Origin of the sequence: Arcobacter sp. (assembly GCF_050300555.1) — a bacterium.
In the GTDB taxonomy this organism is placed as follows: Bacteria; Campylobacterota; Campylobacteria; order Campylobacterales; family Arcobacteraceae; genus Arcobacter.
The window spans coordinates 24,285-40,284 of record NZ_JBNKXY010000008.1; the positions used below are offsets into that span (position 1 = coordinate 24,285).

13 protein-coding genes are annotated in these 16,000 nt (G+C 29.5%); 12 read left to right on the top strand and 1 reads right to left on the bottom strand.

Annotated elements, in window-relative coordinates; all coding sequences use genetic code 11:
- The first annotated feature begins 93 nt into the window (after nt 1-93).
- The 6 genes from ACQY5W_RS07400 to fumC all read left to right on the top strand — a co-directional run bounded on the left by ACQY5W_RS07400 (nt 94) and on the right by fumC (nt 8,526).
- A complete protein-coding gene (locus tag ACQY5W_RS07400) occupies nt 94-1,227 on the top strand; it encodes an HpcH/HpaI aldolase/citrate lyase family protein (RefSeq protein WP_428024322.1) in 1,134 nt (377 codons plus the stop codon).
- Nucleotides 1,228-1,240: 13 nt separating this feature from the next.
- Nucleotides 1,241-3,760 carry an aldolase/citrate lyase family protein gene (locus ACQY5W_RS07405; protein WP_428024323.1) on the top strand — a complete coding sequence of 840 codons (2,520 nt, stop codon included), beginning with the start codon at nt 1,241-1,243 and terminating at the stop codon, nt 3,758-3,760.
- Nucleotides 3,761-3,772: 12 nt separating this feature from the next.
- Nucleotides 3,773-4,837 (top strand): MaoC family dehydratase, encoded by a 1,065-nt coding sequence (locus ACQY5W_RS07410; protein WP_428024324.1) that lies wholly within the window; start codon nt 3,773-3,775, stop codon nt 4,835-4,837.
- Nucleotides 4,838-4,978: 141 nt separating this feature from the next.
- The gene (locus tag ACQY5W_RS07415) at nt 4,979-5,962 is read left to right on the top strand and encodes an HpcH/HpaI aldolase/citrate lyase family protein (protein WP_428024325.1); all 984 of its coding nucleotides are present in this window, start codon (nt 4,979-4,981) and stop codon (nt 5,960-5,962) included.
- Between the two features lie 265 nt (nt 5,963-6,227).
- Nucleotides 6,228-7,070: a DUF5718 family protein gene (locus ACQY5W_RS07420; RefSeq protein WP_428024326.1), complete on the top strand. Its 843-nt coding sequence runs from the start codon at nt 6,228-6,230 to the stop codon at nt 7,068-7,070.
- Nucleotides 7,071-7,128: 58 nt separating this feature from the next.
- The gene (gene fumC, locus ACQY5W_RS07425; protein ID WP_428024327.1) at nt 7,129-8,526 is read left to right on the top strand and encodes a class II fumarate hydratase; all 1,398 of its coding nucleotides are present in this window, start codon (nt 7,129-7,131) and stop codon (nt 8,524-8,526) included.
- On the opposite strand, the gene ACQY5W_RS07430 is transcribed toward fumC, so the two are convergent.
- Complete coding sequence (locus ACQY5W_RS07430; RefSeq protein ID WP_428024328.1) at nt 8,523-9,086, bottom strand: flavin reductase family protein; 564 nt, start codon at nt 9,084-9,086, stop codon at nt 8,523-8,525. The two genes, fumC and ACQY5W_RS07430, sit on opposite strands and share 4 nt — an antisense overlap.
- A gap of 105 nt (nt 9,087-9,191) precedes the next feature.
- On the opposite strand from ACQY5W_RS07430, the gene ACQY5W_RS07435 reads away from it, so the two are divergent.
- The 6 genes from ACQY5W_RS07435 (at nt 9,192) to ACQY5W_RS07460 (ending at nt 15,927) form a co-directional block, all read left to right on the top strand.
- Entirely contained in the window at nt 9,192-11,609 is a 2,418-nt protein-coding gene (locus ACQY5W_RS07435) for a methyl-accepting chemotaxis protein (protein WP_428024329.1), read from the top strand.
- A 149-nt stretch (nt 11,610-11,758) separates the two neighbouring features.
- Nucleotides 11,759-12,178, top strand: coding sequence for a hypothetical protein (locus ACQY5W_RS07440; protein ID WP_428024330.1), 420 nt, complete (start codon nt 11,759-11,761; stop codon nt 12,176-12,178).
- A 105-nt stretch (nt 12,179-12,283) separates the two neighbouring features.
- On the top strand, nt 12,284-13,129 hold the full coding sequence (gene nfo / locus ACQY5W_RS07445; protein WP_428024331.1) for a deoxyribonuclease IV: 846 nt from the start codon (nt 12,284-12,286) through the stop codon (nt 13,127-13,129).
- A gap of 703 nt (nt 13,130-13,832) precedes the next feature.
- Nucleotides 13,833-14,786 (top strand): Abi family protein, encoded by a 954-nt coding sequence (locus ACQY5W_RS07450; protein WP_428024332.1) that lies wholly within the window; start codon nt 13,833-13,835, stop codon nt 14,784-14,786.
- Nucleotides 14,787-14,912: 126 nt separating this feature from the next.
- Nucleotides 14,913-15,479: a hypothetical protein gene (locus ACQY5W_RS07455; RefSeq protein ID WP_428024333.1), complete on the top strand. Its 567-nt coding sequence runs from the start codon at nt 14,913-14,915 to the stop codon at nt 15,477-15,479.
- 91 nt (nt 15,480-15,570) lie between these two features.
- Entirely contained in the window at nt 15,571-15,927 is a 357-nt protein-coding gene (locus tag ACQY5W_RS07460; RefSeq protein WP_428024334.1) for a hypothetical protein, read from the top strand.
- The last annotated feature ends 73 nt before the right edge of the window (nt 15,928-16,000 follow it).

Genomic DNA, 16,000 nt, shown 5'->3' on the forward strand with positions numbered 1-16,000 from the left:
GAGTTTATTTCATGTATGGATTAATTCTCCAACAAGAAGAGGTATTACTATATAAAAAGTAATAAAAAAATTTAAATATAAAAGGTAAATATCATGACTTCGTCTATAATAGATTTATCAAAATTAACTGCAAATGATGATTTAAAACCAGTATTAGGTGGGCATTGGCCTGGAATTCAGATTTATTACCCTCCAATTAAATATAATCCATTGGATGGAAGCTATGAAACTATGGAGCAAGCAAAACTAAGACTTCAAAAACATGCTTATAAAACAAAAGCACACACAGTGCTTTTTGATTTGGAAGATGGTTGTAGAAAAAAGGCTATGAGTAGAGAGCTTTTAATACAAGAGTTACCAAAATTCCCGCAAAGAGATTTTCAAATAGCAATTAGAATAAATCCTTTTAGAACAGATGAGTATGAAGAGGATTTAAAAATGTTAAAACAAGTTCATCAATATATTGATGCAATAGTTTTAGCAAAAGCTGGTGAAGTTTATGGGGATGCTGAAATTAGAGATTTATCATCTTGGTTAGTTTCTATTGGTAGTAATTTACAAATTCAACCAATTATAGAACATCCAAAATCACTTCAAATAGCTGATAAACTTATGAGTCACTCAACTGTTCAACACGTGGTATTTGGTATCCATGACTTTTCAAAAGCAATGGCATATAAAATCACACCAGAGGGTTGGATTGATGAGTTAGAGACTTTTTTTAATATGCTTACAATGGAAGCAAGAATTAAAGGAAAAGGTGTAATTGGTGGGGTTGAAGTTTTACTTACTCCAAACTCTTTACCAGATTCTTGTGTTGAGAAAAAAGATATTAGAAGATGGTTAGATTTACATGGTGATGATGCTTCAAGATATGTTTATGAACATGCAAAAAGAGAAACAGCTATGGGATTAACAGGTAAACAAGTTATTACTCCAAATCATATCAATATTTGTAAAGTTGCATTTACACCTAGTCCTAAAGAGATTGAAAATGATATTAATATTTTAAAAGCTGCACTTGAAGCGGATGCTTTATTAAGTGGGGCAATTAGATATAAAGGTGAGATGTTAGATCCACCAATGTTTGGTAAATCATTGCAAAATCTTTTAAGAGGGTATGCTCTTAGAAGTTTAAGTAAAGATGATCAAAACTTTGCATTAACAGTATTAAATAAAATGCCATTACATACATTTAAAGAAAACTGGCCTTATGGTCAAATATAGTAAGGAGAAAATTATGAGTTCAACTATTAAAATCGAAGTACCTGAATTTTTAAATATTGGGGTTGCTTGTACATCTGCTCATGTTGGAACAGCAAATGAGAACAATACAGCAATGATAATTGAAGATGAAAACAAAGGTACTGATGAAATCACATATAAAGATTTAGCTACAAAATCTGACCAAGTTGCAAATTTCCTTACAAGTATTGGAATAGGTGCTAGAGATAGGGTTTTAGTTTGTTTAAAAAACTCACTTGCTTATCCAATCTCATTTTTTGGAGCAATCAAAGCTGGAATTATTGCAGTTCCTACTTCAACACTTTTAAGTGGTTCAGAAGTTAAATATCTTGCTGAAGATTCACAAGCAAGTGCTATTGTTTTATCTGCTTCTATGTATGAAAATTTGGTGCCATATTTAGAAAATATAGATAATCTAAAAACAATTATTGTTGCAGCAATTGATAGTGTTGAGGATTTAGTAAAACCAAAAAGTATAAATGTTTATGCTTTAAATGATATTTTAAAAAATGGTGATGCAACGCCAAATCACTATAAATCAAAATCAGGTGAGCCAGCATATTTAGTTTATACATCAGGAACAACTGGTTATCCAAAGGGAGTTTTACACTCACATAGATCACTTGTAGGAAGAACACCAGCAACAGAGTATTGGTTTAATTTCAAACAAAATGATAGAATCATGCACTCTGGAAAATTTAACTGGACATATGTTTTAGGTTCAGCACTTATGGATCCCTTATATAATGGTCATACTGTTATTGCATATGAAGGTGCAAATGACGCAACAACTTGGATTAATTTAATTAAAAAACACCAATGTACTATTTTTATTGGAGTTCCAACAATCTATAGACAAATTATCCAAAAAACAGATTTTACAATTGAAGATTGTCCAAGTTTAAGATACTGCATGAGTGCTGGTGAGCATCTATCTGATGAGATGTTGGGGCTTTGGAGAGAGAAGTTTAAGCAAGATATTTATGAAGCAATTGGTATGAGTGAGTGTTCTTATTATATTTCACACTCTGTTAATAATCCAATAAGACCAGGAAGTGCAGGATTTGTACAACCAGGACATATCGTAAAACTAATAGACCCAAATACTTTGGAAGAAGTTGGATTAGAAGAAGAGGGTATGATTTGTATTGGAGTTGATGACCCAGGGTTATTTTTGGAATATTGGCAACTTGAAGAAGAGACTTCAAAAGCTAAACATGATGGATACTTTTTTACAGGAGATTATGCAAAAAGAGATAAAGATGGATATATCTGGTTTATAGGTAGAAAAGATGATATTATCAATACTTTTGGCTTTAGAGTTTCTCCACATGAGATTGAGAGAGTTGTAAAAACTCATCCTTTAGTAGCTGATTGTGTTGCTTTTGGATTAGATATTGAAAAAGACAAGACTTTAGTAGCTATTGCTGTAATTGGACATGAGGAGTTAACTACAGAGCAAGAAGAAGAGATATTAAAATTTTCACAAGATAACTTAGCTAAATACAAAGCTCCAAAAAGAATATTTACAATGAGAGATTATCCAAGAACAAAAAATGGAAAAGTTCTTAGAAAACAACTTGTTAAAAATATCCAAGAGCAAGAGACAGCAGCTAGTATTGGTGAAGAGATTTTAGAATACAAAGCTAGAAGATCACTTCTTTTTGTACCTTCATATAATAAAAAGTATGTAAAAAAAGCAAAAACAGTTTTAGCTGATAGTGTAATTTTTGACCTTGAAGCTATTTTAACAGAGCAGAAAGAATCAGGAAGAACTGTATTAAGTGAAGTTTATAAAGAAGATGGTGCTAAATTTGGTGAATCAGAAAGAATCATAAGAGTAAATAATCTTGGAACTGAAGATCTAAAAAAAGATTTAGAACTTGCCAAAGAGCTTGATATAGATGGATTACTATTTTCTAAAATAGAGACAAAAGAAGATGTTTTAGAAGCAGTGAAATTAATTGATGAGGTTGATGAAAATTTAACTATGATGATTATGATTGAAACACCATTAGCTGTATTAAATATTCAAGAAATTTGTGCAGCTTCACCAAGAGTTGAAGTTATTGTTGCTGGTTCAAATAAATTAGCAAATAGACTTCAAATAGATGTAAAAAAAGGTGCTAAAGCAATGTTTAATTATCTTTCTCAAATTGCACTAGCAGCAAAAGCATACAATAAAGTAGTAATTGATGGACCTCATTATGATGTTCACGATGAGTTTGCTTGTGAAGACTCTACAAAAGATGCTTTTGATTTAGGATTTGATGGCAAATCTTTGGTTCACCCTGTACAAATTGAGTATATTAATGATATATTTACACCAAAAAGAGAAGAAGTAAAAGAGTTTGAAGAGATGATTTCTCAATATGAAGATGCTGTAAAAGATGGTAGAGAAGTTATTTTGTATAAAGATAAACTTGTTGATATTTGTAGAATTAAATGGGCTAAAAAGATGATTACATTATATGAAACATATAAATCTTTGGGTCAAAATTTATTTGGTAAATAAGGGGAGGAAGAAATGTCTAAAATAAGTACTAAAATCAATTTTGGAAACTTTTTTGAAGATTTTAAAATTGGTCAAAAAATAGTTCATCCACTTCCAAGAACTATAAGTGATGGTGATGTATCTTTTTACATTGCCCTTACTGGAAGTAGATTTGCTTTACATTCATCTGATTTGTTAGCACAAAAAATGGGGTATAAGAAAAAACCACTTGATGATTTATTGATGTTTCATTTAACATTTGGAAAATCTGTTCAAGATATCTCTTTAAATGCAATTGCAAATTTAGGTTATGCAGAAGTATCTTTCCCAAATCCTGTGTTTGTAGGAGATACAGTAAGACTTGAAACTGAAGTAATTGGTTTAAAAGAGAATTCAAATGGAAAAAGTGGAGTAGTTTATGTACACTCTATTGGATATAACCAAGATGAAAAAGAGGTTTTAAATCTTAAAAGATGGGTTATGGTTCATAAAAGAAATAAAGATGAAATGAGTGGAATAAATGAAGTTCCAACTTTTGCAAAAACTCAAGCTATAGCATCTGAATTAACTATTCCAGTTTTAGGAAGTATTGATACAGATGCTACTGGTGGAAAATACTTCTTTGAAGATTATGAAGTAGGAGAGAGATTAAATCATGCAGAAGGTATTACTATTGATGATAGTGACCATACCCTAGCTACTAAACTTTATCAAAATAATGCAAAAGTGCATTTTGATGATTTTATGATGAAAAGTTCACCAATGGGACAAAGACTTATGTATGGTGGACACGTTATTTCTATTGCTAGAAGTATCTCTTTTAATGGTTTACAAAATGCCCAATGGATTTATTCAATCAACAGTGGAGCACATGCAAATCCAACATTTGCAGGTGATACGATATATGCTTACACTGAAGTAATTGAAACAATTGAGCATAAAAGAGAAGATTTAGGTTTATTGCGACTTAGAACAGTTGCACTTAAAAATCAAAGACCAGAGACTTTTGATACTTGCTTTGATAAAAATGGAAAGTATAAAAAAGAAGTTGTATTAGACTTAGACTACACTGTAGTTATACCAAAAAAACAAAAATAGAGTTAACGTAAAAGGCAACTCGTTGCCTTCTTTAGGTTTTGCTACTTTTAACAATTTTTTATAAATTGTGCTAAAAAGTAGACAAATAACATAAAAGATCCCTTTTAAAATTGAGGGACGAAATTTAAAAAGGAAAATATTATGACACATCCAAATGAAGCACTATTTGATTCAGGAAAATCTTTACCAATTATACCAACTTGTGAACACTTTGCAGGAAGCGAAAAGCTTATTCTAAAAGGTTTTGAAATGCAAAGAAAATTAGGACCAGTTTTTGATATTACTTGTGATTGTGAAGATGGAGCAGAGACAGGAAAAGAAGTTGAACATGCCAATATGATAGTTAGAGTAGTAAATTCTGATGCAAATCCATATGGTATGGCAGGGACTAGAATCCATGATCATTCACATCCTGATTGGAGACAAGATATTGATATTTTAGTACCAGGGACAGGAGAAAAATTAGCATATATTACTTTACCAAAGTCAACTTGTTATGAAGATGCAAAAACTCAAGTTGAATATATCCAAAAGGTTGCACGTGAAGCTGGGATTTCAAAAGAGATTCCAATTCATGTACTTATTGAAACCCATGGGGCACTACAAGATGTAGAGAAAATTGCAACTTTACCTTGGTTACAAGTATTAGATTTCGGTCTTATGGATTTTGTATCAGGTTATCAAGGTGCAATTCCAGCAAGTAATATGAGAAGCCCAGGACAATTTGAACATAGACTAATTGGTGCGGCAAAAGTAAGAGTTGCACAAGCAGCTATTCAAAACCATGTAATACCTTGTCACAATGTTACTTTGGATTTAAAAAACCCATACCAAACATACAAAGATGCAGAGCGTGCTAGAAATGAGTTTGGATTTATGAGAATGTGGTCAATTTATCCAACACAAGTACAAGCTATCGTTGATGCTATGAAACCAGATTTTACAGAACTTGAAGCTGCACAAAATATTTTATTAAATGCTCAAGATGCAGAGTGGGGACCAATCCAATACGACGGTGAGTTACACGATAGAGCAACATATAGATACTTTTGGGAGTTAGTTCAAAGAGCTAAATTTTCAGGAGCAAAACTTTTAGATGAAGTAGAGAAAAGATTTTTTTCTTAGTTCTATTTTTTAAGCTAAGTTTCTAGATAAGAGGAGTAACCTTTTATCTCGAAATTAAATAAAAGGACAAATGATGTTATTAAATAATAGACTCGTCATGCTCGCCAATAATAGTGAGAAGAGTTTGTACCGCTGGTAGATTTTTTTAGACAATATCTTTAACTACCCACATAAACTTCACGAAAATATTCTCACTCTAATAAATAATCACCCCAAAAATAAAAAATAAATTGTCATAAATTTTTTAAAATTAAAGGCAAAAAAAATGAATAAGTATAATATTAATATAGAAGACTTAAAAGATTATTTAGGTTTTGGTGTTGCAGGAAACTTTGCAAATCACTTAGGAGAAGCAGGGGAAGCAGATGAGTTTTCAGTGATTAAAACAGAAGAAAAAGATGCTCCAAAAGGTTTATTTCCTTTTTATCTTCCAAACGATGAAAGCTATTTAGGTCAATTCCCAATATGTACAAAAGAGATAAATCATAATGGTATAGAACAATTACAAGTTGAGGCAGAAGTTGGATTAATTTGTGATTTTGTATATGAAAATGACAAATTAGTAGATTTGAAGCCAAGATATTTTGGTGCATTTAATGATTGCTCAAATAGAGTTCAAGATGGAAATAAATTAAGTACAAAAAAGAACTGGGGAATGGGTTCAAAGGGGATTGCCCATGAGTTTATTGAAATAGATGATTTCACAGAAAAAGGAATCTTAAATAAATTCCATATTGCTTCTTTTATAAGAAGAGATGGAATGGTTTATGAATATGGAGCAGTAAGTGCTGTTAATTCTTATTCTTATTTTTTCAACCAATTAAAAGATTGGATGATAGATAAGTTTAATACACAAGAAGAAATTGGTCCATTGGAAGGCTTACCACCTTTAATAAAAAATATGAATAAACACAAAGGTTTACTAATTGCAGCAGGGGCTACTGCATATAGTGATTTTGGAAAACATAACTTTTTAGAAAAAGGTGATGAGATATTTATTTATGTTTACAATGCTCACTTCCACTCTTTTGAAGATATTGTTCAAGATATGGCAGGTTCAGATGTATTGTTATCTCAATGTTCTAAATTACATCAAATAGTTAAATAAATTTTTTATGTAATCCCTTTGTTTTTTGCTATATAATTAGTAAAAAGGAGGGATTAATATGGATTATAGACTTGAAAAAGATACTATGGGTGAAATTAAAGTTCCAGCTGACAAATACTGGGCAGCACAAACCCAAAGAAGTTTGGAGAATTTTCCCATAGGTATTGAAAAGATGCCTAAAGAGATTATAAAAGCCTTTGCATATTTGAAAAAATCTTGTGCAATAGTAAATTATGATTTAAATAAACTTCCCTTAGAAAAAAAAGATGCTATAAGTAAAGTATGTGATGAAATAATTCAAGGAAAACTTGATGATAACTTTCCTTTAGTTGTTTGGCAAACAGGAAGTGGAACCCAATCAAATATGAACCTAAATGAGGTGATAGCTTCAAGGGCAACTGAACTTCTAGGAAAAGATTATCGACTTGAGAAACTAATTCATCCAAATGATGATGTAAATAAAGCTCAAAGTTCAAATGATACTTTCCCAAGTGCTATGAGAATAGCCTTTGTATTGGAACTTCAAATACAATTAATTCCTGCAATCAATCAATTAAAAACTACTTTAGAAAATAAAACAAAAGAGTTCGACGAGATTATTAAAATAGGAAGAACCCACTTACAAGATGCTACTCCACTTACTTTAGGACAAGAGTTTTCAGCATATGTTGAGATGTTAGAAAAAGCCTTAAATCAAATTGATGATAGTATGAAATATATAACTGAACTAGCTATTGGGGGAACTGCTGTTGGGACAGGATTAAATGCTTATCCTGATTTTTCACACCTTGTTTGTGAGAATTTGAATTTAAATACGAATACAAAATATAAGTTTGTATCCCACCCAAATAAATTTCACTCTTTGACTTCCCATGATGGAGAGGTTTTTTTAAGTGGAGCTTTAAATGCCTTAGCTAGTAATCTTATGAAAATAGCAAATGATATAAGATGGCTCTCTTCAGGTCCACGATGTGGAATAGGAGAGTTAACGATCCCTGAAAATGAGCCTGGAAGTTCAATCATGCCTGGAAAAGTAAATCCAACACAAAGTGAAGCTATGACAATGGTAGCTGTTCAAGTTATGGGGAATCATACAACAGTAAGTGTAGCTGCAAGTCAAGGTAACTTTGAATTAAATGTTTTTAAGCCAGTGATTGCTTATAATATTTTACAGTCAATTAGACTTTTAAGTGATACACTAAATGCTTTTAATGATAATTGTGCTGTTGGAATAAGTGCAAATAAAAGGAATATAGAAAAATATTTAAATGATTCTTTGATGCTTGTAACTGCACTAAATCCATATATTGGTTATGAAAAGGCTGCACTTATAGCAAAAACTGCACATAAAAACGGTACAACTTTAAAAGAAGAAGCACTAAGATTAAAAATACTTACTGAAAAAGAGTTTGATGAGTACGTAAAACCTGAAGAGATGGTAAGACCTAAGGTTTAAAGGTCTACCATAGCTTTAAAGGAAGCTCCACATCTTCCTATATTTTCCACAGTAACGTGCATTTTTTCATTGATTCTATCATCTTCAATAAACTGTTTTTTAACTTCTAAAATAAGAGGTGTGGTTTTTCCAGGTATTTTAACAGTGTCATAATACTCACAAAACAGAGCACTTTGAGAAGAGGAAATCATAGGTGGAAAATCTTCAAGTATCTTTTGTACTTCAATGTCATACTCTTCTATTTCACTTTGTTCTTTTTTTAGCATAGTTGAACAAAGTTTTACTTTATCAAGATTATCTTTATTTGCAAAACATATTGTTGCTTTTTTTGTTTTTAAGATATTTGCTAAGCTATCTTTGGGCGTTCCATCATCTTTTATTCCAATTGATACAATCAATGTTACTGGACTACTTGATATTGGAATAAAGTATGAAAAAGGTGCAGCATTTAAAATCCCATTATCTTCTGTTACTATCCAAGCTATAGGTCTTGGAACAATAGTATCTGATATAATTTTATATCTATTTAAGTCGTCTATTTCTTCAAAATCAAGTATCATAAAATAACCTTAATATTTATTTATTTCAAGATATTACAATTGGGAGCTAATTTGTAACCATAGTATGGTATTATAGTATAAGAAAAATTAATATTAGGAGAAAAGATGAAGGCTCAAATGGGATTTGGTAATAAATTATTATTACAAGTGTTAAGTACGCTGGTTATTGTTTTTGGTATAACAATGTTTTTTGTTATTAAGTATTCATATGAAACTTCACAACAAGAGGCTGAACAGTATTTGAAGGAAGCTGCATATAAAGAAGCTAGTATAATACAAGGGAAAGTTGAGCAAACAATTCTTATTACTAGCTTGATGGCCAGAAAATTTGAAACGCCTTTTAAAACAGGTATTCCATTAGAAACAAAAGATGTTATTCAATATTTCAAAGATATCTTAAATCATAATGATATTATCGTGGGTGCTTGGTTTAAGATTAAAGATAAGACATTGCTTTTTCCAGAAAATAATGAATTAGCAGGAAAAGAAGGTTATGATAAAACTGGGCAATTTAACCCATATGTTACAAGAACAGATGTTGGTATAACAATCTCTCCAGGAGCTGTTTATTCAGAAAATGATGAATGGGTAAAAGGTCCTATGGATAGTGGTAAAATATATATTACTAAGCCATATTTATACCCTGTAAATGGAGTAAAAGTACTTATGGTAAGTATTGGAACACCTATATATAATAATAACCAATATGTAGGTGTAGCAGGAATTGATATTAACTTAGAAACTTTTGCTAAAAAAGCAAAAGAGACAAAATATTATAACACTGGATACTTTTTCCTTGTGGGAGAACATAAATACACATTAGCTCATCCAGTAAGAGAAAAATTAGGGATTTTAGCTCCTTCTACAGAGAAATACAAAAATGCAATGGAAAAAGCACGAGAAAACAAAGATGCAACTTTTTCTGAACTAGAAGAAAATGGCTTAGTTAATTTTTATTATTCAAAAGCTGTTGCTATTGGAGATGAAGGTATTTATTGGGATTTATTTTTAACTGTGCCTGAAGATGAGTATTTACAAAATGCCTACTTTATAAGAAATTTCTCTATAGTAGCTGCTTTAATTGGGATTTTATTGATGGCTGGAGTAGTTATTTTTAGTATTAAAAAGCTTAATTTTAATTTAAATTCAATTGGCAAAGGGCTTGATGGTTTTTTCTTATATTTAAATAAAGAGACTAATATAACAGAACCAATTGAAATCAAATCAAATGATGAATTTGGAATTATGGCAAAAAGTATAAATGAAAATATCTATAAAATCCAAAAGGAAATAAATCAAGATAATGAATTTCTTGAAAATGTTAAAAGTGTAGTAAATTATGTGGGTGAAGGATATTTAGATAAACGAATAGACAAAAATACAAGTACAGATTCTCTTAATGAATTAAAAAATCTTCTAAACACTATGTTGGGAAATTTAGAACAATTAGTGGGAAAAGATTTAAATAAAATTAGTGAAGCTTTATCTTCTTATGTAAAAAGAGACTTTACAGCTAAATTAGATATGGGAAATTCTGGAAAAATTGGAAAAGAAATTATTGAAATGAACAGAATGATTACATATATGTTAAGGGATAATCAAAAAGATGGTTTATCATTACAAGAGAGTTCAAGTGAGCTTACATCAAATGTAAGAACATTAAGTTCAAATGCCACTTCTCAAGCTGCTTCATTGGAAGAAACAGCTGCTTCAATTGATGAAATTACAGGTACTATTGAACAAACAAATCAGAAAGCTCAACAAATGTACACTATTTCAAATGAAACAAAAGAATCTGCAACTCAAGGTAAAAATCTTGCAAATGATACTGTTGTAGCGATGGAAGATATAAATACTACAGTTTTAAATATAAATGAAGCAATCACAGTGATTGATCAAATTGCATTTCAAACAAATATCTTAAGTCTAAATGCAGCAGTTGAAGCAGCAACTGCAGGAGAAGCTGGAAAAGGATTTGCCGTAGTTGCCCAAGAAGTAAGAAACTTGGCATCTCGTTCAGCAGAAGCTGCAAAAGAGATTAAAAATTTAGTTGAAAGTGCTACCGTAAAAGCAAATAGTGGTAAAACAATTAGTAATAAAATGATTGAAGGATTTACACATCTTGAAGCTAAAATTGTAGAAACAAGTAAATTAATAGATGATGTTACAAGTGCTGCAAAAGAGCAAGCAATAGGTATGACACAAATTGCTGATGCAGTTGGGCAGTTAGATAAATTTACACAAGAAAATGCTGCAATTGCAGATAAAACAAATGATATTGCACAAAAAACAAACAATATTGCAAATGATATTGTTGAAAATGTAAATAAAAATGGATTTGATGGTAAAAGTTCACATAGTAACATGACAAAAAAAGCTAAAGAGAGCACATCTTCTGTAGATTCTAGTTTTGTTCCTAAAAAACCAGTTTCTGCAAAATCAACTCCAACTGTAACAAAAAAAGAGGAGCCAAAAGTTATAACTCCACAAAAATCAAATAATGATGAGTGGGAAAGCTTTTAAAATAAAACTTTCAATGATATAGAATCTTTAAAGGTTCTATATCTTTCTTCTAAAATATTTCACTTAATAATAGATTAGTTATATAAGTATATCTTAATAAAAATAGGCATAAAATAATTATATAAAAACCATAAATAGAAGTATTACTTATGAAAATAATTTTTTTAATAATATTTTTTATAACATCAATTTTTGCAATTCCTCAAAAAAGCATATTGGGAATTTGGGAAATGAGTAATCTAGAAAATAAAAAAGCAAGTATATCTTTTGGTTTATATAATAGTTTTGATGAGCCTTTTAGAATAGAATTTTTAGAAAATAATATAGTTAAATATCATGGTGAAGAGTATCAAAGTTATTATATTTTGGATGTTGATAAAATCTTTTTATCAAAACATAAACCAGTAAATGGGAAGTTTTTAAATTCAAAATCTGTAGATATATATGAAATAGTGAGAAAATTAGATATGAGAGAAACAAATGGTAAATTTTGTTATGAAATTCGTATTTTACAAAAAGCACTTTCAGGAATATATAGTAGAAGAAGTAACCAAAAACTTTGTAAGTAGATTTTAAAAGGAGGGCTAACCCTCTAAAAATACTAAAATGAAACAATAAGGAATATAAAACCCAAGATTGAGTAAAATCGCTCCAAAAAGATATTAGGAACTAAAATGAAATATGTTGGAGCACATGTAAGCGCAAGTGGTGGAGTGTACAATGCACCCATAAATGCAACAGCAATAGGTGCACGAGCCTTTGCCCTTTTTACAAAAAACCAAAGACAATGGGTAGCAAAAGAGTTAGATACTAAAACTATAGATAAATGGTTTGAAGAGTTAGAAAAAAGCGGAATACAAACAAAACATATCTTACCTCACGATAGTTATTTGATAAATTTAGGTCATCCAGATAATGAAGCAAGACAAAAATCCCTTGATAGTTTTATCCATGAGTTACAAAGATGTGAAATCCTAAAACTAGATAGACTAAACTTCCACCCAGGAAGTCACTTACGAAAAATAAGTGAAGAAGAGTGTTTAGATAATATAGCCCTTTCTATGAACAAAGCAATAGATGCTACAAATGACGTAAAACTTGTCATAGAAAACACAGCAGGACAAGGAAGTAACTTAGGGTACAAGTTCGAACATCTAGCTTATATCATAGATAAAATAGAAGATAAAAGTAGAGTTGGAGTTTGTATAGACACCTGTCACATGTTCACAGCTGGATATGATATAAGAACACGTGAAGCTTACGATAAAACGTGGAAAGAGTTTGACGAAGTTGTAGGAAGTAAATACCTAATGGGTATGCACATAAATGACTCAAAACCAGACTTAGGTAGCAGAGTTGATAGACACGATAGTTTGGGTGTAGGAAAGATAGGTTGGGATGCCTTTGGGTTTATTATGAATGATGAGAGGATGGATGATATTCCTTTAGTTTTAGAGACTATTAATGAGGAGATTTGGCAACAAGAAATACAAGATTTGTATAATCTTGTAGAAAAATAAAAGAAAAATCTTTTTTCTTTTATTACGCTTTTAAAGAACTGACGTTCTTCGCTTCTTCACTTTTTGCCACCATGCCGGAGCGCTAGTGACTGAATCCCGAAGGGTAAAAAGTGAAAAAGCGAGACAGCCGAAGGATGCTCAAGAGAGATTCAAAATTAGTTAAATCAAAATTTATATAAATATTACAAAGTGAAATATTTTAAAAGACTAATAGCTTTTATTGGTATAATTCATTTCACAAACTATCATTTTCAATTTCAAGGAAACTATCAAAATGACTAATTCAAACATACTTATATATCAAACAGAAGATGGGAAGACAAATATACAAACTCGACTTGAGGGTGAGAATATTTGGCTAACTCAAAAAGATATGGCGGAACTTTTTTAAACAACTAAACAAAACATTAGTTTACATACTCAAAATATATTTGAAGAAAATGAATTGGATTTTGATACAACTGTCAAGAAATACTTGACACTTCAAAAAGAAGGGAATAGAGATGTTCAAAGAAATTTGGAATATTATAATTAAGTTCTTTAAATACAAAAGATAATTTTTATATAACTTTAGTATAATTAAAAGAAATTAATCTAAAGAGTAATAAGTGTTTTTAAGTGCACCTAAAGAAAATCTAAGCTACTATTTCATTAACACACCCCCTCCACCTCTCAATGAAGTGCCAAAGAAGGGGTTTTCTTTATGATTAACTTCAAAGAACAGCTACAAGATATAAAAAATCAAGAAAATTCATATCAAAAAAAACATAAAACTTTTAATGAACAATTAGAAATTTTAAAGCAAAGAAAATTGCAAATTTCAAATGATTCTTTTGTTTTGACAAAATTAAAGCATATAAATTATTATAGACTTAGTGCTTACTTTTTACCTTTTCAATATTCAAAAAATAGTGAAAAGAAAAATATGTTTTTACCAGAGCACTCTTTTGAAGATATAATTTCTTTGTATTATTTTGATGCTGAATTAAGAAAGATTGTTTTTGAAGCAATTGAAAGTATAGAAATATATTTTAGAACCCAAATAGCTTATTTTCATTCTTTGAAATATGATGCGTTTGGTTATTTATTACTTAAAAATTTTAGAGAAAACAAAGCTGACAAATTTGATGAGTTGCATGATGATATTTTAAAAGAAAAAAGTCGTTCAAAAGAGTTTTTTATAAAACATTTTAGAGAAAAGTATAATTCAGTTGATTTACCAGTTTGGAGCGTAGTAGAAATTATATCTTTTGGAACATTATCAAAGTTTTTTATGATACTTAAAGAGGAAGAACAAAACCTTGTTATCCAAAATATAAAGGGAGTAAATAAACTTGTTTTTTATAAATGGTTTCATGCTCTGTCAGGTGTAAGAAATATTTGTGCTCATCATAGTAGGCTTTGGAATAGAACCTTAGGAGTTAGTTTTGAAATACCAAAAGGTTTTGAAGCTTTTGAAAATTTGAAGGATTGTAAAAATAAAATCTTTTTTGCATTGAGTGTAATTGAGTATATTCTTACAAGTATAGGAGAAGATGAATTAGAGTTTAAATCAAATATAAAAGCTTTATTATCAAAATATCCTAAAGTAAAACTTGAAAGTATGGGCTTCATAGAAAACTGGGAGCAAAATTCAATTTGGAGAGAAAACGAATAACTTTACTTAAAAATAGTTTAAAACGCTATTTTTAGCCTTATATTTGCCTATATTTATCAAAAATTTCATTTTAAAATATACTTTAGATATATATAATTAATCCAATATATTAAAGGGTATGGGATAATGATAGATAATAATCAGCAAAATAATGACAATATAGAAAATATGAGCAGTTCCGCTAAACTTTTTTATAGTAACTATGAACAATTTAAAACAAAAGCAACTCCTTCAGAGATTAAATTATTTAATAACTATTTTCCTATGATGGATGCTTTACCCCACTTAAAAAAGAAAAATGTACTTGACAAATGTCCTTTATATGATATGTTTGGCAAAAGTAATAAAATCATCTATGAGCAATATGACTGTGTTGATATCGATTCTATAAAAATAAATAGTAATAAGGTTTTTATTAATTTTATTGTTAGTAATAATATCCCTTCAAGTTTTATTGATGATATGATAAAAAATATTAAAGATAATACTTATGCAAATAGTGAATTTACTGTAAAAGTGACAAATGTAGATACTTATGACTATGGAAAAATAGATGTTATTTATAGTATAGATGAACGAAATACTATATTTGATGAAGCTGAACTAATTGACATATTTCATGGATTGAGTGTTTTAAATTTAAACCCTGAATTACAAGATAAAGTAAGAAATATGCTAATAAAAGCTTTTTAAAAAAGAGTATATTAAATACTTAAATAATTGAAAACCTTTTAATGAGTATAGTGTTAGAATTACACCTTACTTATTAAAAGGACTTACATAAATGCTTATACTAATTTTACTTTCCCCTTTTTTTATAGCCATTGCATGGGTTTTATATATTGATTCTTTCAATATAGATATGATAGAGGAGTTTTATAAAAAAAACTCTTGTACTACAATTTATAACTATCACTCAAGATATAAAGGTTTATGTGTAGATAATATTACAATAATAAATAATCAATTTAATATAGAGTTTGAAGAGAATATTTATATCAAATATGATGAGATAAAAAATGTAAACTTACAAGGTAAAGATATATTAATTGATACTATAAAATCAAATGAAAAACTATATTTTAAAGAAAAAATAGATAGTGAAAAATTTTATGAAGATTTAAAAAAGAGATTAAAATAGAGGTTTCTTATATTTTAAGATTTTTTGATGTATTATTGATACTTAGCTAAGAAATTTTAAGGGTATATATTAA